Origin of the sequence: Sphingomonas faeni (assembly GCF_023195535.1) — a bacterium.
Lineage (GTDB): Bacteria > Pseudomonadota > Alphaproteobacteria > Sphingomonadales > Sphingomonadaceae > Sphingomonas > Sphingomonas faeni_B.
Map to the genome: position 1 here is coordinate 629,750 of NZ_JALPNF010000001.1, position 22,420 is coordinate 652,169.

A 22,420-nucleotide genomic window follows, 5' to 3' on the forward strand; every position below is an offset into this window, starting at 1 on the left:
TCCCTCGATCAGCGCTCGCCTTCGCCGCCTTCGCCTCGCTCGTTTTCGCCACCCTCATATTCGCCTTCGCCACGCTGGCCTGAATGCTGCTGCGCGGCACGGGCGCGACGGGGGTTGCGGACGACATGCCGAGACTTGGCCGAGCGGACGACCTGACGCCCCTCCCCCTCCCCCTCGCCTTCACCTTCGCCGCGCTCGTTCTCGCCGCCTTCGCCGACCTGATCGACCGACGACGCCAGCGGCTTGGCTGCCGCTTCGGTCAGGATCGCCTGGCCAGATTGCGCGACCACGAAGGCACCGACGCCCATCCACAATTTCGTACGCATGATATTTCCTTACTCGCCAAGCCGTTGGCCGCATGGGGACTTACTGATAGGACCCGCAACCCGACGTCATGTCGATGCCACGAGTTTCCCTATGTTGATCATGATTGCCAACGTTCTGGATGCCGACAATCTCCAGTGGCTGCGAGATAATCTCGGCAAGACCCGCTTCGTCGACGGGCGCCAGACCGCCGGTCGCGAGGCGCGGCCGGTCAAGCGCAACGAGCAGGTCGACCGTAGCGACCCGTTGCTCGCCGACATGCAGGACCTCGTGATCGACCGGCTGCTGGCGAACCCGCTGTTCCGGATGGCGACCCGGCCGCATGTCGTGCGCCCTCCGCTGTTCAGCCGCTACGAGCCCGGCATGGCCTATGGCAACCATGTCGACGACGCGATCATGGGCGGGATGCGGACCGATGTGTCGGTCACGATCTTCCTGTCCGATCCCGACACCTACGAGGGCGGCGAACTGGTCATCGACTCCGCGGCGGGCGAGCAGGACGTGAAGCTGGCGGCGGGCGATGCCGTGGTCTATCCGACGACCGCGCTGCACCGCGTCGCGCCAGTCGTTTCCGGCGAACGGCTGGCCGCCGTGACCTGGGTCCGCAGCCTGATCCGCGATGCCGACGCCCGCGAGCTGTTGTTCGATCTCGAAACCGCACGGCACGCGCTGTTCGAGCAGCTGGGCAAAACGCCCGAGCTGGATTTGCTGGCGAAGACGCAGTCCAATCTGCTCAGGCGCTGGGCCGAGGATTGAGACGCCGCAGGAAACACGGTCAGCCTCGATCCCGACGGCCGCGAGACAAACACCGTCGGTGATAATCGATGGACAGATTTCGATCGCGAACCGCCGGACGTCTTCCCAACGCCGCTTCCGCGTAGCAGAAGCGTCGGATGCGCAGCGACGATGCGAAGACCGATCATTACCACCTCCGCCGCAAGAGCCGAACCCCTGCGTGGCTCGCCTTATCCTGGCGTGCACTGGTCGCGCTTGGCCTGATCGGCATCGCGCTTGCGGTCCACTGGTTCGACCGGGAGGGCCTGCGACAGAATTCGGGCGCGCCGGTGACCTTCTTCGATATCCTGTATTTCACCATGATCACGGTGACGACGGTCGGCTATGGCGACATCGTACCGGTGACGCAGCAAGCCCGGATGTTCGATACGTTCGTGGTCACGCCGATCCGGTTGTTCGTATGGCTCATCTTTCTGGGGACGGCGTATGACTTTTTGCTCAAGGGCGTCTGGGAGAGATGGCGCATGTCGGTGATCCAGCGCCATCTCGATGGTCATGTCGTCGTGGCCGGTTTCGGTACGAGCGGGTCGGAGGCGGTCAGCGAGCTGGTCCGGCGCGGCGCCGATCCAGGCATGATCGTGGTCATCGACGAAAACGCTGCCGCACTGCGCACCGCCGAAACGTACGGCACGACCGTGATGGAGGGGAACGCGACGCGCAATGCCGCGCTCGAAGCCGCCCGGATCGCCAACGCCCGCGCGCTGATCGTATCCGCAGGCCGCGACGACACGTCGATACTCATCGTCCTGACGGCGCGCAGGATCGCACCCGACCTGCCGATCAGCGTCGTCATCCGATCCGAGGACAACGAGGCGATCGCCCATCAGGCAGGCGCCAATGTGGTCATCAATCCCGCCAGTTTCGCCGGCCTCCTGCTCGCCGGATCGACGCACGGCCCGCATATCGCCGACTATATGGCCGATCTCGCCGCGACTGGCGGTCGGGTCGCGTTGCGCGAGCGGTGCGTAACCGCAGATGAGGTCGGCAAACCGCTTGCCGGGATCGCCACCGGTCTTGGTCACCGCATCTACCGCGGACATCAGGATTTCGGCTTCTGGGAACCCGAAGCGCGCCATTTGGAAGCCGACGACCTGATCGTCGAGGTGGTCCCGCGGCGGTGATACGGGGACGTCGGGTACCACGCCTGGCGATCAGCGATCGGCGGCCGCCACGACTGCGCGGGTGACGTCGCCCATCAACCGCATCCGGACTGGAATGGGCTGACGCGTGCTCGCGATCATCACCGCAACCGCATAGCGATGTCCATCGGGGGCCACCAGCAATCCCACATCGTTATAACCGGTCGACAGATTTCCGAGATCCTGGCCTGTCCCCGTCTTGTGCGCGAGCGTCCAACCGGGGCGGAGTCCGGATTTGAGGCGAAGCGGACCCGTCTTGCTGGATCGCATCAACGTCAGCAGCGAGGCGGTCGAGCGACGGCTCAACAGCTTGCCCTGCGCCAGCAGCGATAGTCCGAGCGTGATGCCATTCGCCGACGCGCCGTCCAGCGGTGCTGCGAGATAGCGGCGCAACGCCTTGTCGCGGGCTTCGTACGTCATGGCGGCGCGCGCCTTGAGGAATCCCCAGCCTCCAGCCCATTCCGGTTGCCATTCGAGTCCAGCGGTACGGGCTTGCAACTGCCGCTCCCCAGGGCCGAACTTGACGCCGGCGACGGCCTTGTCCGCGAGCATGCGATTGATCGCCGCAGGCCCGCCGACCCGCCACAGGAGAACATCGTTGCAGGTGTTGTCGCTGCGCGTCATCGCCCCGCCCAACAGCGCGCCGACCGTCGTGGTGTAACCGTTTTTGCCGACGAGCGCCCTGATCGGTTGGTGAAACAGCGTGAGATCGGATCGTGTGACCGTCACCGGATCGGCCAGCGACATACGGCCCCGGTCGACCGCGTCCATTACCGCGATCGCCACCCACAGCTTGCTGACGCTCTGCTGCGGACGCGGGCTATCGCCTTCCCACGCAACCACCCACCCTTCATCGATATCGCGGACACTGATGCCCGCCTCACCCTTGAAGCTCGCACCCAGTGCCTGGATGGCGTTGAGCAGACCTGCCGACGGCTGACTGCGCCGTATCTGCGGCCTTGGCGGTATTTTCGCGGGGGCGGTGGTCTGCACGGTGATCGGCACGGATGCAGGCGACGCGGGCTGCTGCCCCGCAGGAACGCAAGCGGCAAGAACAGACACGCCGGCAAAGCCGCCAAGGCGTCGAAACACGGATTCAAAAGACAACGACACTTCCCTTTTGTCGTCTTTTAACGATCTGTCGTCTCGAGGAAACCGGCGCGCCCCGGCTTCGGCGCGCTTCGCACCCCGTTCGGCGCACAGGGGAGAAGATTGGCCCTGGACTAAGAGATCGTCGAGCCGGCAGCCGTCACGCGCCGCGTCGATCTCATGCGCTGCCATAGCCTAGGCCGACTTCCAGTCCGCGCAGCTCCGCCAGCCCGCGCAGACGGCCGATCAGCGAATAGCCGGGGTTGGTATGCTTGGTCAGGTCGTCCACCATCTGATGACCATGATCCGGACGCATCGGCAACGACCGCCCCGTCCGCGCCTGCAACGCGACCAGCTCGGCCATGATCGCGGGCATGTTCGCATCGCCCTCCAGATGCGCTGCCTCGTGAAACGCGCCATCGGGCTCGCGCTGGACGGAGCGCAGATGGACGAAACCGATGCGGTCACCAAGCCGTCGCACCATGCCCGGCAAGTCGTTGTCCGCGCGCACACCGAACGACCCGCTGCAAAAGCAGAGTCCGTTCGCAGCGGAAGGCACGGCGGCAAACACCGCGGCTACGTCCGCCTCGGTGCTCACGACGCGTGGCAGGCCGAAGATCGGGAATGGCGGGTCGTCGGGATGCACCACGAGCCTGATCCCTTCGGCCTCGGCGGTGGGGCATACCGCCTCCAGGAACGCGATGTGGTTGGCGCGGAGCCGGGCGGCATCGATCTCGGCATAGGTCTCGATCTGCTCGAGCAGCTGCGGCGAACTGAAGCTCTCTTCGCTCCCCGGCAAGCCGGCGATGATCGTCCGCTCCAGCGTCGCGCGCGCCCCGTCGTCCATGGCCGCGAACCGCTCGGCGGCGCTGGCAACGACATCGGCCGCGTAATCCCGCTCGGCACCCGGGCGGCGCAGAATGTGAATATCGTACGCGGCAAGCGCGTGAAGCTCGAACCGCAGTGCGCGCGCGCCGTCGGGCAACGCCCAACTCAGGTCGGTCCGCGTCCAGTCGAGCAGCGGCATGAAATTATAGGTCACCACCTCGATGCCCTGCCCCGCAAGGTTCCGCAGACTGGCGACATAGGCCTCGATCAGCCGATCCCATTCACCCGAGCCCGGCTTCCCCGAGCCCGTCTTCAGGCCCTCCGTGACGGGAAGGCTCTCGACCACCTTCCACTCGAGGCCGGCCTCCTCGATCATGCGGCGACGTGCGGCGATGGCGTCCGCGGTCCATACATCGCCGTTGGAGACCTCGTGCAGCGCCGTGACGATCCCGGTCGCACCAGCTTGGCGGATGGCGTTGAGCGGCACCGGGTCGTTCGGGCCAAACCACCGCATGGTCTGGGTCATCATCATCTGCCGGTCATCCTCATCTTCCGGCCCATTTCCCGGCCCATATTCCGCGGCGATGCGGCCGCGTACACGCAAACCAGATAGCAACGATCGAATTGGTCTGACAACCTAGAAGAACGCAGCAGTGAAGTCCTCAGAGGCTCGTGGCGCCGCCATAGCGCTGGCGTGTCGTTGCGAGCGCCAGCCGAGCCTGCTCCATCGCCATCTCTTCGGTCTGGAACAGGAGATGGTCCATGACCGACGTCAGATGCGCGCGCATCGCAGCGCGCGCCGCCGCCGAGTCTCGTGCGCGTAAAGCATCAACGATTGCAGCGTGTTCGGCGACGACCGGCCGCACCTTGGCATTGCGCGCCTTGGCGTGGAGCAGTGCGCACTCGGGCGAGGTCGAGCGCAAATGCCACAGATCCTCGATCGTCCGCACCACACCCGCATTCCGCGTCGCCCTGGCGATCGCCATGTGGAAATCGCGATCGGCGATCTCGGTGACTTCTTGAAGCAGGTTCTCGGTCGTCATGGCCTCGACCAGCCCATCGAGCTGCGCGATCTCCGCATCGGTGATCTGCGCCGCAGCGAGTGCCGCCGCCTCGCCCTCGAACATGATCCGTGCTTCCGTCAGTTCGAACGCGGTGATCGCAAAACCGGGCTCCTCCCCCTGCCCCGGCAAGCGGCAGACATACGCTCCCGAGCCGACCCGAACCTCGATAAAACCCTGCACTTCAAGCGCAATGAGCGCTTCCCGTACCGCTGGGCGACTGGCGCCGTAATCGATCGCGAGTTCCCGCTCCGCCGGCAGCCGATCGCCGATCGCGTAGGTCCCTGCGACCAGTTCCTCGAACAGTCGCCGCGCCAAACGCTGGTACAAGCGGTCGTTCGCCGGAACATCATATTGTCCGACGGCAAACAGCGCGTTGTGAGCCTGGGAATTCTTCATTGGACTGACCAATCTAATATTTGCGCGCAGGTGCTGTTACGGCACCCTCTCGGAGGAAGCGGACATCGCGGAATATCCCGGAATGACGGCGTTCCCGCAAGCTCCATCAAGTAGCGGGAACCGGACCGAGATAGGAAAACGGAACCGGAATGGTACCGAGTATTAGTTTTTCGAGGACCATGTTGTCGTCCAGCCTCCAGACCTTGATGGTATGCCGTCCCGTTGCGACGCTGCCCAGGCTGGTCGACACCTGCACGATATTGTTCTTCACTGCCGCCGCCCACCGTTCCTTGTCCGGATTGTCCGCGCCACCGCCGGTCGGTTCGAGCACGGCACGAAGCACCTGAACCGCCCCGCCGTCGATCGACACGCCTATGCGCGATCCGTCACGGCCGAAGGTATCGAGGGTCGGCGCGAGATAGAGCGTCAGCGTTGCGGGGCCAGCCTTGCGTACGGTGACGTCGTATTCCAGGCACACGCCGTCTTCCGGACGGGTCGCGGGTCGCCCCTGCGGCAGGGCGATCACCGCGCCGACGGTCCGGCCGAGATGCGGTATCGCGGTCCAGCGCAGGCCCTTGCCGTCGCGCGCACGACTGAACGCCGGCGCCTCTATGGCGACGATACCGACGTCCGTGGCGGGCGATCGGACGAACACCGGTTGCCGCCGACGCTCTGCCTCAAGCGTGTCGGCGCCGACGCGCATGATGCTCGGCATCGTCTGCTGGGTGGGGTCGTTCCAGATGACGTAGCTCATATGGACCTGCGCCATCATGCCGTCCCACTTGCCGCCGTTGATGCCGTGGTATCGCTGCGTCAATTCGCCGTCGCGGCGGAAGGCGGTCTCCACCCGATCGGCGAAGTAGTTCGCGCGCGGGTCGTTCCGTGCCCCCAATACCCGGTTCCAAGCGGTGCCGTAATAGAGCCGATACAGGTTCGCGACCGCCGCGATCGGAAACTCGACAAGCTGGTAATAGGCGTCGTGTTGGTCGGGTTGCAGCGTGGCGCGGACCGCCAGCATGAGAGCCTCCAGCGCATCCCATTCGCCGACCATCGCGCCGAATTCGCCGCCGTCGAGGTTCTTGGGCGTGACGCCGCCGATCGGAAAGCTGCTCTGGTCGATCAGCTCCGGCTTACGCCGCGCGACATATTTGCTGTGCCGCGTGACGATCTCGCCGATCGCGTCGGCCTGGGCCGGGCCGAAGGTGGCCGCCGCCCACGCCCGTGGATACTGCGCGACCGCGGCGGAGGTCATCGCGTCAGGATTCCAAGCCTGCGCCAGGAAGAACCCGAGCGGATATTCCATCGGCTTGATATCGCCGACATTGGCGATCCAGATCTGCGCCGCACCGCGCCTGTACGCCAGGTCCATCTGCTGCCAGATCTTTTCGATCTGGTTGGTGTTGAGCCATTTATAGTTGCGCGGCACGCCGACGTAATCGAAGTGATAATAGATGCCGTACCCGCCCTTGCGCGGCGGTGCGGCGGGATCGGGCAGGCGCCGGATCTGGCCCCAGTTGTCGTCCGAAAACAACAGCGTGACGTCGTCCGGCACCTTCATGCCGTGGTCGTAATAGTCCTGCACTTCCTTGTAGAGCGCCCAGACCTGCGGCGTTTCGCTCGCGGGTTTGCCGGTAACGTCGGCGATGATCTTGCGCTGCTCGGCAACCACCCGTTCGAGCAGCCCGGTCGCGGTGCCCTCGGCCATCGCCTCGTCGCCATCGCCGCGCATGCCGACGGTCACCACCGAATCGTATTGCCGGCCGCCGCCCTTCGCCATCATGCGCTCGATGCCGCCGCGCCAGAATTTGCGCAGATTGGCGCCGTTCCTGTCATAGTCCCACGCGCCGCCGGTGACGCCGCCATCCTCATGCCGGTGCCATTCGGCCTGCGCGCGCAGCATCGGCTCGTGATGCGAATTGCCCATCACGACGCCCATCGCGTCGGCGAGCACCATGCTCCCGGGATCGTCGTCGGCGAACGCCTTGCCCCACATTGCGGGCCACAGATAATTGCCCTTCATCCGCAGCAGCAGCTCGAAGACGTGCGCGTACATCGCCGAATTGACGCCGCCGAACGTCTTCTTCGCCCAGCCGCTGAGGCATGGATCCTCGTCGTTGATGAAGAAGCCGCGATAGTGGACCTTGGGCTGGTCGCGCCTGGAGCCGGCCGGGATCAGCACGTCGCGCTGGCGGCGGACCGGCACGTCCGCGAACCAGTGCCAGGGCGATACGCCGATCCGCTCGGACACGTCATAGGTGCCGAACACGGCGCCGCGCCGGTCGGATCCGACGATGATCAGCGCACGCGCCACGCCCGGCATCGGATCGTCGACGACGATCTGGCGAAAGGCTTCCCATTCGCCACGGATGTCCGCGGCCGTGATCTTGCCGGCCGCGACCAGGCGATCGATCACGCCGCTGTGGCCGAGCACGCCGATGATTACCGCAGGCCCCCGCACCGATCCGCCAGCGCCGTCGACAAGCTGCGCCGCGGTGCCGCTGACCCGCTCCAGATCCTTGGCAAAGTCCGCCGCGACGTGGCGAACCGCGCTGTCGGCGTCGGCATCGATCAGGACTGTCGCCGGCACGCCCTTGGCGATCAGCGGAAACGCGGTGCGTGGATCGGGTGCCGGGTCCTGTGCCCCCGCGCCGAACAGGGGTGCGGGCAGAGAAGCGAGCGCAGCGCTGAACGCGGCGCCGCCCATCATCGTGCGGCGCGATACGGCCTGTGTCATCGGATTCTCTCCTGTCACCGCAACCGCGTCCGGCGCGTCGAAGCTGGTGCGGCTGTCGATCTGCGGCGCGGTCAGCAACCGGCCCTGCGCCGCGCCGGTCAGGTTGGTGCGAACAGGCACCGCGGTATCGGGGCTGACGTTGACCAGCGCGAGGTAGAGCTTGCCGTACCGCCCTCGCGCCGCCAATGCGTCGATCGTCGACATGCTCGCCTTGCCCTTAGTATAGACCGGCCCCGCGACCAGCGCCGGGAACGGTGTCGCATCCATGAACGGGGCGGCCGCTTCACGACCGCCCCGCATGTGCCTCCTAGAAGGTACCGCGCAGACCGATAAGGAACTGGCGACCGGGCTTGTACTGCGTGAAGGTCGCGTTCTCGAACTGGAAGTACGACCGCAGCGTCGCATCGGTAAAGTTCGCGACGTTGATTGTCAGCTGCGGTGCACCCGCAAGGCCGAAGATCTTGTCCAGATCGAACGACGACGAGAAGTCGTACGTCGTATAGTCCGTGCCGAACAACGCCGCCGCCGGGATGCCGTTCTGTGCCGCGCCGCTGTTCTGCGAGCCTTCGCGCGAGGTCGTCGACACGCGCAGCATCACGCCGTTCTTCTCGTAATAGCCGGTGATGTTGTAGGTGAACGGTGCCACGCCGAACGCCTGGGCCGGACCGTCGCTGCGCTGATCGACGACCGTTGCGTTGGCATTGAAGCCGAAGCCGGTGACGCCGATGTGCTTGGTGATGAAGTCGAGCGGCTGGACCCACTGGAATTCGAGGCCGTTGATCGTCAACTTGTTGGGCACGTTGACCTGCGACGTGACCTGGACCTGCGCGGCGCCGGGGCCGCCACGCGAGTTCAGTGCGATCTGCTGTGTCGGGTTCAGCGTATCGTAAGTGATGCCATATTGCGCCAGATCGGCGAACGGCACCGTGCTGATGAACGTGTTGGTGAAGCCCTCGATCGACTTGCGGAAGGCGTTGAAGCTGACCACGCCTTCTCGGCCGGTGTAATATTCGAAGCCCAGATCGAGGTTGGTCGACAGATAGGGCTTCAGTGCGGGGTTGCCGATCGTCGCCTGGTCCGCCGAGGGGGCGCCGAAATTGACGCCCGGCAACTGCGCGGACGGATCGGGGCGGGTCATCGTCCGCGAACCTGCGACGCGGACCACGGCATGCTCGCTGACGTCGTAGGCGAAGGTCGCGGCTGGCAGCCACTTCGAATAGACGTTCCGCGTCGAGACGTTGCTGACGAGGTTCGGATAGCGGCTGCCGTCGGGCAGCGAGGCACCGGTCGACGTCGTGTTGCGCGGATCGGGCAGCGACACGCGCCCGGTGATCGACTGAATCGTGTTCACATAGCGCACGCCGACGTTGAACCGCAGCATGTTGCCACCCAATTCCTGCTCGCCGTTCACCGTCGCGAATGCCGATTTGACGACTTCGCGGATCGCACCGCCGCTGGCACCAGTGTTGGCAGCACCGGTTTCCGGGGCGTTTTCTTGATAGAAATCATAGTTGCTGGCGGCCGCGAACTTCGGCCAGTCGACCGTCACGAACCCTGCCGGACCGGGCGTCAGATAGGTCGGTGCCGCCGAATTCGGGATCAGCGAACCCCCATAGCTCACCGGCCCGGTCATCCCCGCGGTCGATCCGGTGCCATAGCCAGGATAGGTCGGATAGCCGGCCGGGGCTGCGCCGGGCGCGTTAAGGCCTTCGCAGGGCGGTTGCGAATTGGGCGAGCCAACAAATACGTTGGGATTGTTGCCGCAGACCGCGTTCTGCCACGCCTGACTGTTATCGTATCCGCGGATTCGACGAAACACGTCGTCGAACGCACCGCCGACCTTCAGATTAAGGGCCTTGCTACCCCAGGTGAGATCGCCGCGCCCGCCCTTGCTCGTGTTCAGCCGCCGCTCGTCCTGGATATTGACGCGGCTGCCTGCGTTCCAGCCGAAATTGGCCGGATCGTTGAGGTCCAGCCCGCTCTGGATGGTCGGGATACCGCCGTCATTTGTGTACGTGACCGTGTTACCAACACCCAGCGGCGTCGTCAGGCCGACCGACGGGCTTTCGCGGTGGAACGTCGAGCGCGCATAATTGCCCTGGAGGTTGAGCTTCAGCGTGTCCGAAATCTCCCATTCGCCGCCGGGATTGATGCTGAAGAGCTTCGTCGTTTCGGTATAGGGGCGGAATTCGTTGAAGAACTGCGCGTTGGCAAACGTGCCGCCGGTGACGACGCAGCCGATCGTGCAATCCGCCTTGTCGAACGTCAGGTTCGTCGGGATGATCGCGCTGTTGCGGACGATCCACGCGACATTCTCGCGGATCAGCTCGTTCTTCTTGTAGCCGTAGAGACCGTCGATGTAGAAATGCAGCGTATCGGTCGGCTGCCATTCCGCGCTCATGATCGCGTTGATGCGGTCGCGGGGTCCACGGATGCTGGTGTTGCGGCCGAGCCGCGGTAGCAACGCGTTGTCGATCTGCTGGATCGTCGCACCGGGATTGTTGGCGAGCAGGAAGGCCTGGGTGATCGGCGTGCCGGCGACGAGGCCGCCGCCAGCGCCGACAGGCACTGTCGCAGGGATCGTCCAGTTGCCGCCGCCGGTTGTGTTGCAGCCAGTGGCAGCACCGCACTGCGCCGCGGTCAAGGCCGGATTGGTATAACCGATCGTCTCGAAGCCGCGCGTGTCGGTGAACAGGCGCTGCGCCGAGACACCCGCGAGGATGCCGAACGTGTCGTTGCGCCAGCTGCCGATCAGCGAGCCGCGCGCACCGATCCGGTCCTCCGGCGACTGCTTGGTCCCCTGCACGTTATAGGCGAGGAACGAGGTCGCACGGTCGAACGGTCGCGCCGACCGCAGATCGATATTGCCCGCCGCACCGCCTTCGAGCAGGTCCGCGGTATAGCTCTTGTTGACGGTCAGCTTGGTGAACAGATCGGTCGGGAAGAAGCTCAGATCGACCGAACGATCGGTGCCCTGCGCATCGGTCGCGCCCGACGATGCCACCGCGATCGTCGCGCCGTTGAGCGTCACGTTGGTGAAGTTCGAGCCGAGCCCGCGGATCGCGACGTTCGTGCCCTCACCCGTCACGTCGCGCGTGATCGTGATGCCGGGAATACGGTTGAAGGATTCTGCGATGTTCGTGTCCGGGAACTTGCCGATGTCTTCGGCGAAGATCGAATCGGTGAACCCGGTCGCGGCGCGCTTGGCATTGGTCGACTTGGCGAGACTGGAGCGATAGCCGGTGACGACAATGTCGGCACTATCGGTTGCGTCGACGGTCCCTGGAACCTGGTCGGAGCTGGGCAAGCCGGCTGCTGGTGGTGCCGCGGGCGCGGCAGGGTCCGCCGCGGTGGGCGGTGCAACGTCTTGCGTTACGGGCGGTGACGGATCCTGCGTCGGCGGGATGGTTTGCGCCGTTGCAAGGGTCGCACATAGCGCGGCCATCGTCGTCGCGCACAACAGGGCCGCGCGCGTCATCCGAGGTACCGTTTTATAAGGTGTCATGATCAGGATCCTCTCTGAAACCTCACCGTCGTTGCGGTGGGAAAACATGTTATGGTCGTCGGAAATCGGCGCGCGTCGGACGGCGCAAGACGCTACGCGCCCGGTACGTCGCCAGAACTGTAATGAGGCGCCAAAACCATCCAACTCCCGATCATTCCTGTCTTATGCAGGCGTTTGATAGCGGTACCTTACTGCGACCTGTTGACGAGTCAAGGCTTTCCGGCATGGCCAATTCGGTCGGTTTCGCCACCGATTAGACTGGTATCTATATCTAGATCTGTATTACCAATATTTTCGGATCGCGATCGCTGCGCGGGCTCTGCCGCGCGCCGTCCCAGCACTAGTTGTGTGTTCCGCGCATAGGGCGGCGAACCTGACCTAGCGACCGGCCCCGTTCGTAAAGCCGGTGGTCGTCCGAGGCGCAGGATGACATCTCCAACGGGGGCGTCGAAACTCTCAAGTGTCTTCGACGAGAAGCCCTCGGTGCCGGAACCGATAGCAATCTTACGCACTGCGGATGGTACCGCTCCCAAACCGCGAGCCACGCGGTCCTCATAAGTTTCAATTTTTCCTTCGAAAGCGCACCGCCGACCCAGCGCGCCGAACCCGCGCTTTGATCATCCGCACCGTGTCGTTCGCCGGTGATCAATCCGTACGAACGCCGGCAACTTCAGTGCGTTACTTTCCCGGCGATGATACCGGGCACCGTCCCAGAAGGTCCGGCTTTGCCAAAGAGATATCCTTGGCCATAGTCGCAGCCGCGGTCGAGTAGGTATTGCGCTTGGACGTCCGTTTCGACCCCCTAGGCGACGACCTCCATACCCAGTCGGTGACCGAGGCCCACGACCGCGTCGATGATCGCGGCGTCGTTGGGACTGGTGTCCAGACTGCTGACGAAGCTCCGGTCGATCTTGATGATATCGACCGGAAAAGCCTTCAGATGGGTGAGCGAGGCATAGCCCGTCCCGAAGTCGTCGAGGGCGATCTTCACCCCTTCGCGGCTGAAGGCGTTCAAGGCTTCTGCCACGGAATCCGCACACCGTCCGAGAAACACCGTTTCGGTAACTTCCAGTTCCAGACGCGAGGTTGGCACTCCCGCGCGGTGCAACCGCTCCAGAACCCGTGAAACAAGCGCCTCCTGCCGGAACTCGGCGGGCGACAGGTTCACGGCGATCCGCCCGAATTCCACGCCGTTATCCAGCCAGCGCCGCATGTCCTCGACGATTTGCGCCAGCATGCGTTCGCTTATGCTCGTCGCCAGATCGAGATCTTCGAATGCGGCGGAAATGGTCCCCGGCGCCTGGATGCCCAGGGTCGGGTGATGCCAGCGCAACAGCGCCTCGAAGCCGCGAACCGCGTTGTCCTGCAACGAGACCTTCGGTTGATAATAGGGCACGATACGGTCCTCGCGCGCGGCGTCGCGGGCCACGCTGATCATCGACGACCGTCGCTGGAGGTCGGCGCGCATCGTCGATCTGAAGGTCAGCAATCCACCACGGTTGCGCTCTTTCGCAGCATAGAGCGCGATGTCGGCGGCCTTCAGCAATTCCGCAGCGTTTGCCCCATGCTGGGGAAACACCGATCCGCCGGCCGTTGCCTGGCAGTCGACGATCCGCCCTTCGTAGGTGAAGGGCTCACGCAGTACGTCCAGCGCCGCCTGAACCTCGGCAACCATGCCCCGCTCATCGGTGAGTTCCAGAATGGCGGCGAATTCATCGCCACCGAGCCTGCCGACGGTGCCGCGCTTGCCGAAGAAGGTGGTGAGGCGTTCGGCGAGGGTCTGCAAAAGCGAGTCGCCTGCGTCGTGCCCGATCGTGTCGTTGGTTTCCTTCAGATGATCCACATCGAACAGCACCAGTGCAACATGGGTATGCTCGCGCCTGGCGATGGCGATGGCGCGTTCCAGCCGATCGCCAAACGCGGTGCGATTGGGCAGACGCGTCATCCCGTCGTGTTCCGCCGTCCATCTGATCCGTTCCTCGACGCTGCGTTCCTCGGTCACGTCGCGGACCGTCACGAGAACGCGGTGCAGCCTCCCCTGCGGCGCTTCGATCCGCCACCCGGCCGTCTTCATCCATCGCTCTTCGCCGGTATCGGCACGCCGGATGCGAACCATGGTCTCGAAGCGGTAACCGCTGTGCCCTGCTCGAACCGCGCCGATCAGGGCCAGCAGCTTGGGTCGATCGTCAGGCACCACGCACGACCGTGCGCTATCGATCGAAGGAACGGCATCGCGCGGCAGCCCAAGCATCGACTTGAACTCGTCGGACCACTCGCGCCGGTCGTCGGATGCGTTATAATCCCAGATGCCGAGGCCAGCGGCTTGTGCGGCCAGACGGAAGCGCTCCTCGCTGTCGCGCAGCGCGTGTTCCGCCAGCTTGCGATCGTGGATATCCTCGAGCGTGCCGTACCAGCGCACGACCGATCCCGAACAATCCAGCCGGGCTACAGCGCGCGAACGCACCCATCGATACCCGGCGTTACGCGTCTTAAGGCGGTATTCGATATCGATCGGCAGCTTGGTCTCGAGCGTCTTTTTCCACGCTTTCACCGTCTCTGCCACATCGTCGCGATGAAGATGCTTGAGCCACTGATCGCCCAGTGCGGCCGAACGATCTGCCCCCGTCATCTCCGCCCAGCGGGGACTCACACGCTCGACGCTACCGTCCGGGGCGGCGGTCCAGTTTATCTGGGGGCTGAGCGCCACGGCATATCGGGAGTCCTCATCACACTCGTCCAGATTGGCGACGGACAGCGGCGGATAAGCACCGCTTGGCGCGGATTCACTGTCGCCGGGTATCTCTCGAGCAACAACGGCTTGAGAACCCTGTCTGTCTTCGTCGACGTCGAAGCGTCGATACCCAAGCTGATCCAAACTCTCGCCTCTCCGATGACTGCGTACGGTCCCACGCGCCTTAACGATCGGAGCTCGCGCCTAACGAATAGTAACGAAACCAAAATGAGATCGATCCCCCCCATTCCGGTGAAAATCACACCCCCCTCTTGCAGCGGTTCGACGGTATCCGCGCGGCGAATGCAGCATGTATTGCCGGCGAGCCTCGTCTAATTCCCCTTAACTTGGATCATATACGATCGGACGGAGACGGCGCGCAGTCACAGTGACCTGTCGCATTGACAGCCCATCTATAATATCTGGCAGTTTGACCGGGTTAGAGGATTTTGTTCGTTGCTTTTACATCTATGCGCTTCATGGCACTACGGATGACTGGTCTGATATCCCGCCTGAGGCAGCTTCGGCATTCCGATCACGCAATCGCTGCATCGGTGCGTGAGACCCTTGTCGGATCACTGTATGCGTCCCCCCAATCGCTGGTGATCGGTGCGCTGACCTCCAGCGGGGTCATGGGCATCGTGGCGCTCGCCAGCGGCCGTCGGTCGATGATGCTGTGCGCAGCGGCGATTGCGGTCGTCGCCGGGGTGCGGGTTTGCGATGCGATCGGGATATGGCCGCGGTCGGAACGCAGCGGCGCATCCGCGCGGACCACGCCGGGTCGACAGGAAATGCTCTACCGGCTCGGCGCGTTGTGTTACTCGGCGTTGCTCGGTGTGTTCGGGCTTCTGACCCTGGTGAACACCGACACCGCAGTTCTCCAATTGCTCGCAGTGACGACGACGATCGGATACGCGGCCGGGATCGCGGGACGAAACGCCGGTAGGCCCTGGATCGCGCTGTCCCAATTGTGCTTCGCCTCGCTCCCGCTCGCGGTTGGTTTGATCGTGTCGCTCGATCCGCTGAAGATCACGCTGGCGGTGGTGATCATGTTGTTCGTCGTGGCCATGATGGACATCACGTTGCAGACGTACGGCGTGATCCTGAAGGCGACCACGGTCTCGCGCGAGAAGGCGGCGCTGGCCGAATATCATGCCGCGGTCGCGCGCCGCGACGACCTGACCGGCGTTGCCAATCGAACCGCGTTTCGCGAACAGTTCGAAGCGCGCCTGAGAGCGCTGTCGCGAACTGAGCGGTGGCTGACGATCCACTGGATCGACCTGGATCGCTTCAAGGAGATCAACGATTCGTTCGGGCATCTTGCGGGCAACGCGCTGCTCGCCGGAGTCGCACACAGGCTGAACGAGAATTTCGGAAGCACGGGTATCGTCGCAAGGCTGGGCGGCGATGAGTTCGCGGTCGTCTGCGAGGTCGAGCACCGGGCCGACGCGACGACGATCGGCCGCCGGATCATCGATTTGGTGGAGCGGCCGGTCCACCATGACGGACGGCTGCTGCATGTCGGGGCATCGCTGGGCATCGCGATCGCGCCGGTGGATGGCGCGGACGCCGATACCCTGCTGAAAAACGCCGATCTCGCGCTGTACCGGGCGAAGGACAGCGGGCGCGGACAAATGTGTTTCTACGAGCCGCTGATGGACGAGAAGGTCGAGCGCAGCCGCGATCTCGCGAGCGAGATGCAAGGTGCCCTGGAACGCGGTGAATTCCATTTGATGTACCAGCCGATATTCGATCTGGCCGGCCAACACGTGCTGTCGTGCGAGACGCTGCTACGCTGGACCAATCGCCGCCATGGTGCGATCTCGCCAGCCGAATTCATCCCGATCGCCGAAGACAACGGCCTGATCGTACCGATCGGCAGCTGGGTGATCCGCGAAGCCTGTCGAACCGCGAGCACATGGCCGTCCGAGGTCAAGATCGCGGTCAACCTGTCGCCGATCCAGTTGCGATCCGCCAATCTGCCCATGGTCATCATGAGCGCGTTGGCCTCCAGCAACCTCGATCCGGAACGGCTGGAACTGGAAGTGACCGAGTCGGTCCTGCTCGACGACATCGAAGCATCGCTGGCGGCACTGGATGCGATCAATCGCCTTCACGTCCGCACGACGCTCGACGATTTCGGCACCGGCTATTCCTCGCTCAGCTACCTGACCAAATTTCCATTCCAGACGCTGAAGATCGACCGGTCGTTCATCGCCGATCTCGAGCAGAGCCCGGCCTCGGTCGCGATCGTGCAGACCGTCATCGATCTGGCGGCGAAACTCGGCATGCGGACGGTTGCCGAGGGTATCGAGACCCAAGCGCAGCTGGATCAGTTGCGCCGGACGCGCTGCGACGCGGTGCAGGGCTTTCTTCTGGCGCGGCCGATGCCGGCGAACATGGTCGCGACCATGCTCGCCGGGACACCCATCAAAGCACAAGTGCGATCATGAACGGCCGGATCAGGAGCGGCCGGATCATGAACGGGGCGATCATGCCGCCATCTTGTCCAGCAACCTGTTCTGCGCCCCGACCAGTCGGCGCATCAGCTTCAGGTCCGCCTCGCTAAGCCGCAACGCCGCATCGGCCCACAGGTCGACGACCGCCTGAAGTTCGGACAACGGCAGTGGATTGACCGACCGCGAGGCTTCGTAGATCGCGCAATGGCCGCTATGGCGCCGCCGGTTCTGACGGATATAGCTCTCGACCTCTGCGCGTCCCTTGCCGGGATCGGCGAGCGCGTGGACGATGCCGAGATCGTACAGGTCTTCGGCACTATAGGAGCGCCCGCTGAGGATCATGTGTTCCGCCCGGGCCGCGCCGAGCCTGCGGGACAGAAAACAGTGCGCGCCCATCCCCGGAAACAGGCCGAAATTGGTCTCGGGCAACCCGAATTGCGTGCCGCGTTCGGCAATGACGACGTTGAACGACAGCAGCGCTTCGAAACCACCGCCGAGCGCATCGCCTTCGACCAGCCCGATCGTGATGATCGGTCGGTCCAGGCTGCGCATGTTACGGTGCAGGATCTCGACGCAGGCGCGACCGTACCGAACCAGCGCGCCACGATCGCCATTGCGGATATGCGCCGCGAACAGGTCCAGATCGCCGCCCAGCGAAAAGACGCCGGGAAACCGCGACCCCAGCACGACATAACGGATCGGCATCGATCCCGAAGACTGCGCGGCGACGATGTCGTCCTGCCACTGTCGAAATTCCGCCAACAACCCCGGATTGAAGCTGGGTCGGCTGCGCTGGCACATATAGGTCCATAGGGTGTCGGTGGCGGGATCGAACTGCGACTCCAGATCGACGGCCTCGAACGGTCGCCGCGGGGTGGTCCGCAATTCGACGGGCCGGTGGGACGTTTCGTCTCGGTCGGCCGACACTGAGGGGGAATATTCGAGAGTCATTACGACGTCCTTCTGCACACGCAGCAACAGTGCTGCCGCAGAAGTCTAGTTTGATCTCGACGCAGGACCGATCACGCTATGCCGCGCCCTGGAAAAAATGTCGCTGGGGACTCTAGTCGCCGACGCGCGCTGCACGCTGGTTTAGGAAGATCCGCATGGCACCCTTGGGCGTCGTACCGGTGACGGTGGCCTGCCCGACAAAGCCGCTACCGTCATACGTGCCGTCCCGCGCGATATGCATCGGCTCGCCGCGCTTTTGCGGGCAGGTGAGCGCCTGGGTGTAGCGACCGCCGGCAATCCGCTGGCTATCGACTCGGCACCGTGCCTTCGGATCGGGGACCAGCAACGCCTCGACACCCTGCGCCGCCGGCAAGCGCTTATGCTCGGCCTTCGATTTGCCGCGCATCATCCGCACGATAAAGCCTGGCGCGCCGGGAATGGAGATGTCGGCAACGGTGGAGGTCACATCCCATCGCCCGGCCGCGAGCATGGGACCGTTCGCGGTCGCAACGGACGGCGCCAAAGCGAGCGCGAGCACGATATATCTGGGGACATGAAAAAAGGACATGTCCCTGTTTATAGGGCGATCTTTCAGGATGCCAGTCCGGATCATACCGGTTCTCGTTGCGCCGGCGCGGATGGGCCGCGACATTGCGTTGGACCACACCAGGCCGCCGACGGTTCGAGACCTGTTGCCGATGCCGACAGATCGCGGTCCTGTTATCGACCCCATGCCTGCGCTACGCAGCCGGAAACCGGGTGCGTGGTGATGGATAGCAGGGAATGACGTGCCGCTTCTGACGCCCGACCACCTCGCCGACGGTCCTGGTTCGACGACGCCGAACGCCACGCTGGTGCTGTTCAGTGCAGGCGATTTCGCGTTCAATCTCTATTGGCAGGCAATCAGCCTGTATTTGCTGTTCTTCTACATGGACGCGCTGGCGTTGGCGCCGGCCACCGCCGGGCTGACCTTCATGCTCGGGGCGATCTGGGATGGTGCCGCCGATTTTCTTGCAGGGGCTGCGGCGGAGCGGATGCGGCTTTCGTATCGTCGGCTGGTCGGATGGGGTGCGTTGCCGCTGGGCCTGGCGTTCGTGGCGATGTTCGCAGTGCCGGCGGGAGCGGCGCAGTGGGCGCTGGCAACGCAGATCGTGTTCAGGACGATCTATGCGTTCACCAACATTCCATACGCGGCGTGGACGACGCGCGTGGCGCAGACCAGTCGGGAACGGTCGCTGATCGCGGGGTGGCGTATGGGCTTCGGCGCGGCCGCCGCGGCGTTGGTGGCGATCGCGCTGCCCAGGCTGGTGACGGCGACCGGTGGCTACGGCCCGGCAACGGCGTTGCTTGCCGCGGTCGGCATACCCTTGCTGGCGATCCTGGCGTGGCGCGTTCCCGAACCAATCGCCCCTGCCCGGTCTGGCGATCGTCCCGCTATCTGCGCAGGCCTCGCAGCACTCGCGCGCAATCGGGCGTTCGTCGCGCTCAACATCGCCGCCGCGCTGGGGGGCGCTGCTACCGCGCTGACCACCCAGTCGGTGCTGTATTTCTTTCGCTACGTCCTGCTCGACACGCCCGGTGGACCTAGAGCGCTGGCAAGCATGGCCCTTGCCAGCCTCGTCGCGGTACCGGTCTGGACGGCGCTTGCCCGTGCTCGTGGCGCCCGCGCGGCGTGGATCGGTGCGGGCGCGCTGGCGCTGGTGTTGCCCGCCGGGTTTGCTCTCGCGATTGCCCCTGGGACCGTGGCAACCACCGCATTCCTGCTGGCGATGCAGGCGACGTTCGTCGGGTTTGCGCTGGCGGCGTGGACGCTGTTGCCGGACGCGGTCGACTGGGGCGAAGCGCAGAGCGGCACGCGCGTCGAGGCGCTCGCCTTCGGCACCTTCGCGCTGGTGCAGAAGGTCGCGCTGGCCGGGGCTGGGTTTGCGATCGGCGCGGTGTATCAGGCGAACGGATTCGTCGCCGGGGCCGCCCAAAGCGCCGACAGCCTGTACGCGATCCGCTGGCTGATGCTGGCGGGGCCGGCTCTGCTGATCGCGGCGATGCTGGCGGCGGTGATCGCCCTCCCGCTTCGCCGCGATACGCTGGCGACCGTCAGGTGAGCGTAAATTCGCCCGAGACGCCTTCGGCCTGCGCCGAGGGAGCGATCCAGATCTGGAACCGGCCGGGCTCCACCGTCGGCTTGAGGTCGCGGCCGACGAACATCAGGTCCGCCTTGCGCAGCGTGAACGTCACGACCTGCCGTTCGCCGGGCTTGAGCGCGATCTTCCGGAACGCCTTCAGTTCGCGCACCGGCCGGGTGATGCTGGCGGCGAGATCGCGGATGTAGAGCTGGACGGTTTCCTCGGCGGCATGCCTGCCGGTGTTGGCGATCGTCGCGCGCGCGGTGAGCGTGTCGTCGCCCGTCATCCGGCCGATGCCGAGATCGAGTCCGGCATACTCGATCGCGCCATAGGTCAGGCCGTGGCCGAACGGGAACAGCGCGTCGTTGGCGAACTCGCGGTAATGCGCCTTGTATTCGGTCAGCGGCCCCGGCGGGTTGGGACGCCCGGTGCTCTTGTGATCGTAATGATAGGGCTCTTGGCCCGTCGCGTGCGGAAACGACACCGGGAGGCGCGCGGAGGGTCCGGTCTTGCCGAACAGCACATCGGCGATCGCGGGGCCATCTCGCGAGCCGAGGAACCAGGTCACGAGGATCGCCGGAACCTTCAGCACGGCGCCGGTCAGCGCCAGCGCGCGGCCGGTGCGGAGAAGGACGACGATCGGCTTGCCGGTCGCGGCGACGGCTTCGACCAGCGCCATCTGCGCGGGGGGGATGACGATGTCGACGCGCGACTGTGCCTCGCCGGACATGCGCTGGCTTTCGCCGATCGCGAGTACGACGAGATCGGCGGCTTGCGCGGCCGCGACGGCCGCCGGGATCCCGCCGGCCAGCGGCTCGTCGATGCCCGAGCCGAGCGCGATGCTGACGAGCGAGGGATCGGCGACGGTCGCGCGGACGCCGGTCGCGAGGTCGACCGCCTCCGCATCGGTACCATAGACGTTCCAGGGGCCGATCAGGTCGTGCTGCCCTGCCGCGAACGGACCGATCAACGCGATCCGCTTGCCTGCGCGCGGCAATGGCAGGAGGTCGCCGTCGTTCTTGAGCAGGACGATCGACTTCGCACCGGCCTCGCGCGCGAGCGCCAGGTTTTCGCGCGTGCGGATGCGGGTCTTCTCGCGGCGGGGGTCGATCCGGCGGAACGGATCGTCGAACAGCCCGAGTTGCACTTTCAGCGCGAGCACGCGGCGCACCGCCTCGTCGAGCCGCGCCATCGCGACCTCGCCCGCCGCGACCAGATCGGGCAGGTGTTTGAGGTAGAACCCGCTCTGCATGCTCATGTCGACGCCGGCCATGAAGGCGAGCTTGGTCGCCTCGCGTGCGTCGGCGGCGAAGCCGTGCGCGATCAGCTCCTCGTCCCCGGTGTAATCGGACACGACCAGCCCGCCGAAACCCCATTCGCGGCGCAGCACGTCGGTGAGCAGCCAGGGGTTGGCAGTGGCGGGGACGCCGTTGATCTCGTTGAACGAGGCCATGACGGTCGGTGAGCCCGCCGCGAAGGCCGACTGGAACGGCGGGAAATACGTTTCGCGCAGCGTGCGTTCGGAGATGTCGACCGAGTTGTAGTCGAGCCCCGCCTCGGCCGCGCCATAGGCCGCGAAATGCTTGGCGCAGGACGCGACCGCATCGGGGGCCGCGAGACCGCGCTCGCCCTGGAAGCCTCGCACGCGGGCGGCCGCCATCAGCCGGCCGAGCAGGACGTCCTCGCCCGCACCCTCGACGCCGCGACCCCAGCGCGCGTCATGGGCGATGTCGACCATCGGCGCGAAGGTCCAGTCGATCCCCGACGCAGCAGCCTCCGCCCCCGCCGCCCGCGCGGTGCGCCGGGCGAGTTCCGGATCGAAGCTCGCAGCCTCGGCCAGCGGTACCGGGAACACGGTCCGCAACCCGTGGATGACGTCGGCCGCGAACAGCAGCGGAATCTTCAGCCGCGATTCGCGCATCGCAGTCGTCTGCATCCGCTTGGCCATGACCGCGCCGTTACCGTTGAAAACACCGCCGAGCAGGCCGCCGCGCACCTCCGCCAATTGTCCGTCGAAGCTGGACGAACCACCCGCCGGGTTGAGCGAGGTCGCCGCGCCGCCTGCCCAGGCCGCGGCCATCAGCGTCAGCTGGCCGGCTTTTTCGACGACCGTCATCCGTCCGATCAGCGCCTCGACCGAGGCGGGCAATGCCGCCATGCCGCCACTCGCCTGCTGGAGCAGTGCGCGCGCGGGACTCGCCGTCCAGGCCGTCACCGCGGCCGCGCCCATCATCATCGCCCGTCGTGAAATCATCCGTTCCGAAACTGCCGCCGTCATCCAC

General features: G+C 65.1%; 14 protein-coding genes. 4 read left to right on the forward strand and 10 right to left on the reverse strand.

Going from position 1 to position 22,420, the window contains the following annotated elements:
• Positions 1 to 8: 8 nt before the first annotated feature.
• Entirely contained in the window at positions 9 to 326 is a 318-nt protein-coding gene (locus tag SPHN_RS02520; protein ID WP_248520893.1) for a hypothetical protein, read from the reverse strand.
• Positions 327 to 417: 91 nt separating this feature from the next.
• Here SPHN_RS02520 and SPHN_RS02525 point away from each other — a divergent pair, with 91 nt between their 5' ends.
• Complete coding sequence (locus SPHN_RS02525) at positions 418 to 1,080, forward strand: Fe2+-dependent dioxygenase (RefSeq protein WP_248520894.1); 663 nt, start codon at positions 418 to 420, stop codon at positions 1,078 to 1,080.
• Positions 1,081 to 1,217: 137 nt separating this feature from the next.
• Positions 1,218 to 2,240 (forward strand): potassium channel family protein, encoded by a 1,023-nt coding sequence (locus SPHN_RS02530; RefSeq protein ID WP_248520895.1) that lies wholly within the window; start codon positions 1,218 to 1,220, stop codon positions 2,238 to 2,240.
• Between the two features lie 30 nt (positions 2,241 to 2,270).
• Here SPHN_RS02530 and SPHN_RS02535 read toward each other — a convergent pair whose 3' ends face one another.
• The 6 genes from SPHN_RS02535 to SPHN_RS02560 form a co-directional block, all read right to left on the reverse strand.
• Positions 2,271 to 3,182 carry a serine hydrolase gene (locus tag SPHN_RS02535; protein ID WP_248521463.1) on the reverse strand — a complete coding sequence of 304 codons (912 nt, stop codon included), beginning with the start codon at positions 3,180 to 3,182 and terminating at the stop codon, positions 2,271 to 2,273.
• A 343-nt stretch (positions 3,183 to 3,525) separates the two neighbouring features.
• Positions 3,526 to 4,707, reverse strand: coding sequence for a mannonate dehydratase (gene uxuA, locus SPHN_RS02540; RefSeq protein WP_248520896.1), 1,182 nt, complete (start codon positions 4,705 to 4,707; stop codon positions 3,526 to 3,528).
• 130 nt (positions 4,708 to 4,837) lie between these two features.
• Positions 4,838 to 5,635 carry a FadR/GntR family transcriptional regulator gene (locus tag SPHN_RS02545; protein WP_248520897.1) on the reverse strand — a complete coding sequence of 266 codons (798 nt, stop codon included), beginning with the start codon at positions 5,633 to 5,635 and terminating at the stop codon, positions 4,838 to 4,840.
• Between the two features lie 106 nt (positions 5,636 to 5,741).
• On the reverse strand, positions 5,742 to 8,669 hold the full coding sequence (locus tag SPHN_RS02550; RefSeq protein ID WP_248520898.1) for a glycosyl hydrolase 115 family protein: 2,928 nt from the start codon (positions 8,667 to 8,669) through the stop codon (positions 5,742 to 5,744).
• Positions 8,670 to 8,676: 7 nt separating this feature from the next.
• The gene (locus SPHN_RS02555; RefSeq protein WP_248520899.1) at positions 8,677 to 11,874 is read right to left on the reverse strand and encodes a TonB-dependent receptor; all 3,198 of its coding nucleotides are present in this window, start codon (positions 11,872 to 11,874) and stop codon (positions 8,677 to 8,679) included.
• 802 nt (positions 11,875 to 12,676) lie between these two features.
• Positions 12,677 to 14,749 (reverse strand): putative bifunctional diguanylate cyclase/phosphodiesterase, encoded by a 2,073-nt coding sequence (locus SPHN_RS02560; protein ID WP_248520900.1) that lies wholly within the window; start codon positions 14,747 to 14,749, stop codon positions 12,677 to 12,679.
• Positions 14,750 to 15,159: 410 nt separating this feature from the next.
• Here SPHN_RS02560 and SPHN_RS02565 point away from each other — a divergent pair, with 410 nt between their 5' ends.
• Complete coding sequence (locus tag SPHN_RS02565; protein ID WP_248520901.1) at positions 15,160 to 17,058, forward strand: putative bifunctional diguanylate cyclase/phosphodiesterase; 1,899 nt, start codon at positions 15,160 to 15,162, stop codon at positions 17,056 to 17,058.
• Positions 17,059 to 17,097: 39 nt separating this feature from the next.
• On the opposite strand, the gene SPHN_RS02570 is transcribed toward SPHN_RS02565, so the two are convergent.
• Positions 17,098 to 18,015 carry a crotonase/enoyl-CoA hydratase family protein gene (locus SPHN_RS02570; RefSeq protein ID WP_248520902.1) on the reverse strand — a complete coding sequence of 306 codons (918 nt, stop codon included), beginning with the start codon at positions 18,013 to 18,015 and terminating at the stop codon, positions 17,098 to 17,100.
• A gap of 112 nt (positions 18,016 to 18,127) precedes the next feature.
• Positions 18,128 to 18,583 carry a DUF3617 domain-containing protein gene (locus SPHN_RS02575; RefSeq protein ID WP_248520903.1) on the reverse strand — a complete coding sequence of 152 codons (456 nt, stop codon included), beginning with the start codon at positions 18,581 to 18,583 and terminating at the stop codon, positions 18,128 to 18,130.
• 220 nt (positions 18,584 to 18,803) lie between these two features.
• Between SPHN_RS02575 and SPHN_RS02580 the strand changes: the two genes are divergently transcribed.
• Positions 18,804 to 20,117, forward strand: a complete 1,314-nt coding sequence (locus SPHN_RS02580) for an MFS transporter (protein ID WP_248520904.1) — start codon at positions 18,804 to 18,806, stop codon at positions 20,115 to 20,117.
• Here the strand turns inward: SPHN_RS02580 and SPHN_RS02585 are convergent.
• A complete protein-coding gene (locus SPHN_RS02585; RefSeq protein WP_248520905.1) occupies positions 20,110 to 22,416 on the reverse strand; it encodes a glycoside hydrolase family 3 N-terminal domain-containing protein in 2,307 nt (768 codons plus the stop codon). The two genes, SPHN_RS02580 and SPHN_RS02585, sit on opposite strands and share 8 nt — an antisense overlap.
• Between the last annotated feature and the right edge of the window lie 4 nt (positions 22,417 to 22,420).

Excerpts from the sequence above, each read along its gene's own strand:
- SPHN_RS02520 (WP_248520893.1), bottom strand. The coding sequence starts at position 326 with ATGCGTACGAAATTGTGGATGGGCGTCGGTGCCTTCGTGGTCGCGCAA.
- SPHN_RS02525 (WP_248520894.1), top strand. The coding sequence starts at position 418 with ATGTTGATCATGATTGCCAACGTTCTGGATGCCGACAATCTCCAGTGG.
- SPHN_RS02530 (WP_248520895.1), top strand. The coding sequence starts at position 1,218 with ATGCGCAGCGACGATGCGAAGACCGATCATTACCACCTCCGCCGCAAG.
- uxuA (WP_248520896.1), bottom strand. The coding sequence starts at position 4,707 with ATGATGATGACCCAGACCATGCGGTGGTTTGGCCCGAACGACCCGGTG.
- SPHN_RS02545 (WP_248520897.1), bottom strand. The coding sequence starts at position 5,635 with ATGAAGAATTCCCAGGCTCACAACGCGCTGTTTGCCGTCGGACAATAT.
- SPHN_RS02550 (WP_248520898.1), bottom strand. The coding sequence starts at position 8,669 with ATGCGGGGCGGTCGTGAAGCGGCCGCCCCGTTCATGGATGCGACACCG.
- SPHN_RS02555 (WP_248520899.1), bottom strand. The coding sequence starts at position 11,874 with ATGACACCTTATAAAACGGTACCTCGGATGACGCGCGCGGCCCTGTTG.
- SPHN_RS02570 (WP_248520902.1), bottom strand. The coding sequence starts at position 18,015 with ATGACTCTCGAATATTCCCCCTCAGTGTCGGCCGACCGAGACGAAACG.
- SPHN_RS02575 (WP_248520903.1), bottom strand. The coding sequence starts at position 18,583 with ATGTCCTTTTTTCATGTCCCCAGATATATCGTGCTCGCGCTCGCTTTG.
- SPHN_RS02585 (WP_248520905.1), bottom strand. The coding sequence starts at position 22,416 with ATGACGGCGGCAGTTTCGGAACGGATGATTTCACGACGGGCGATGATG.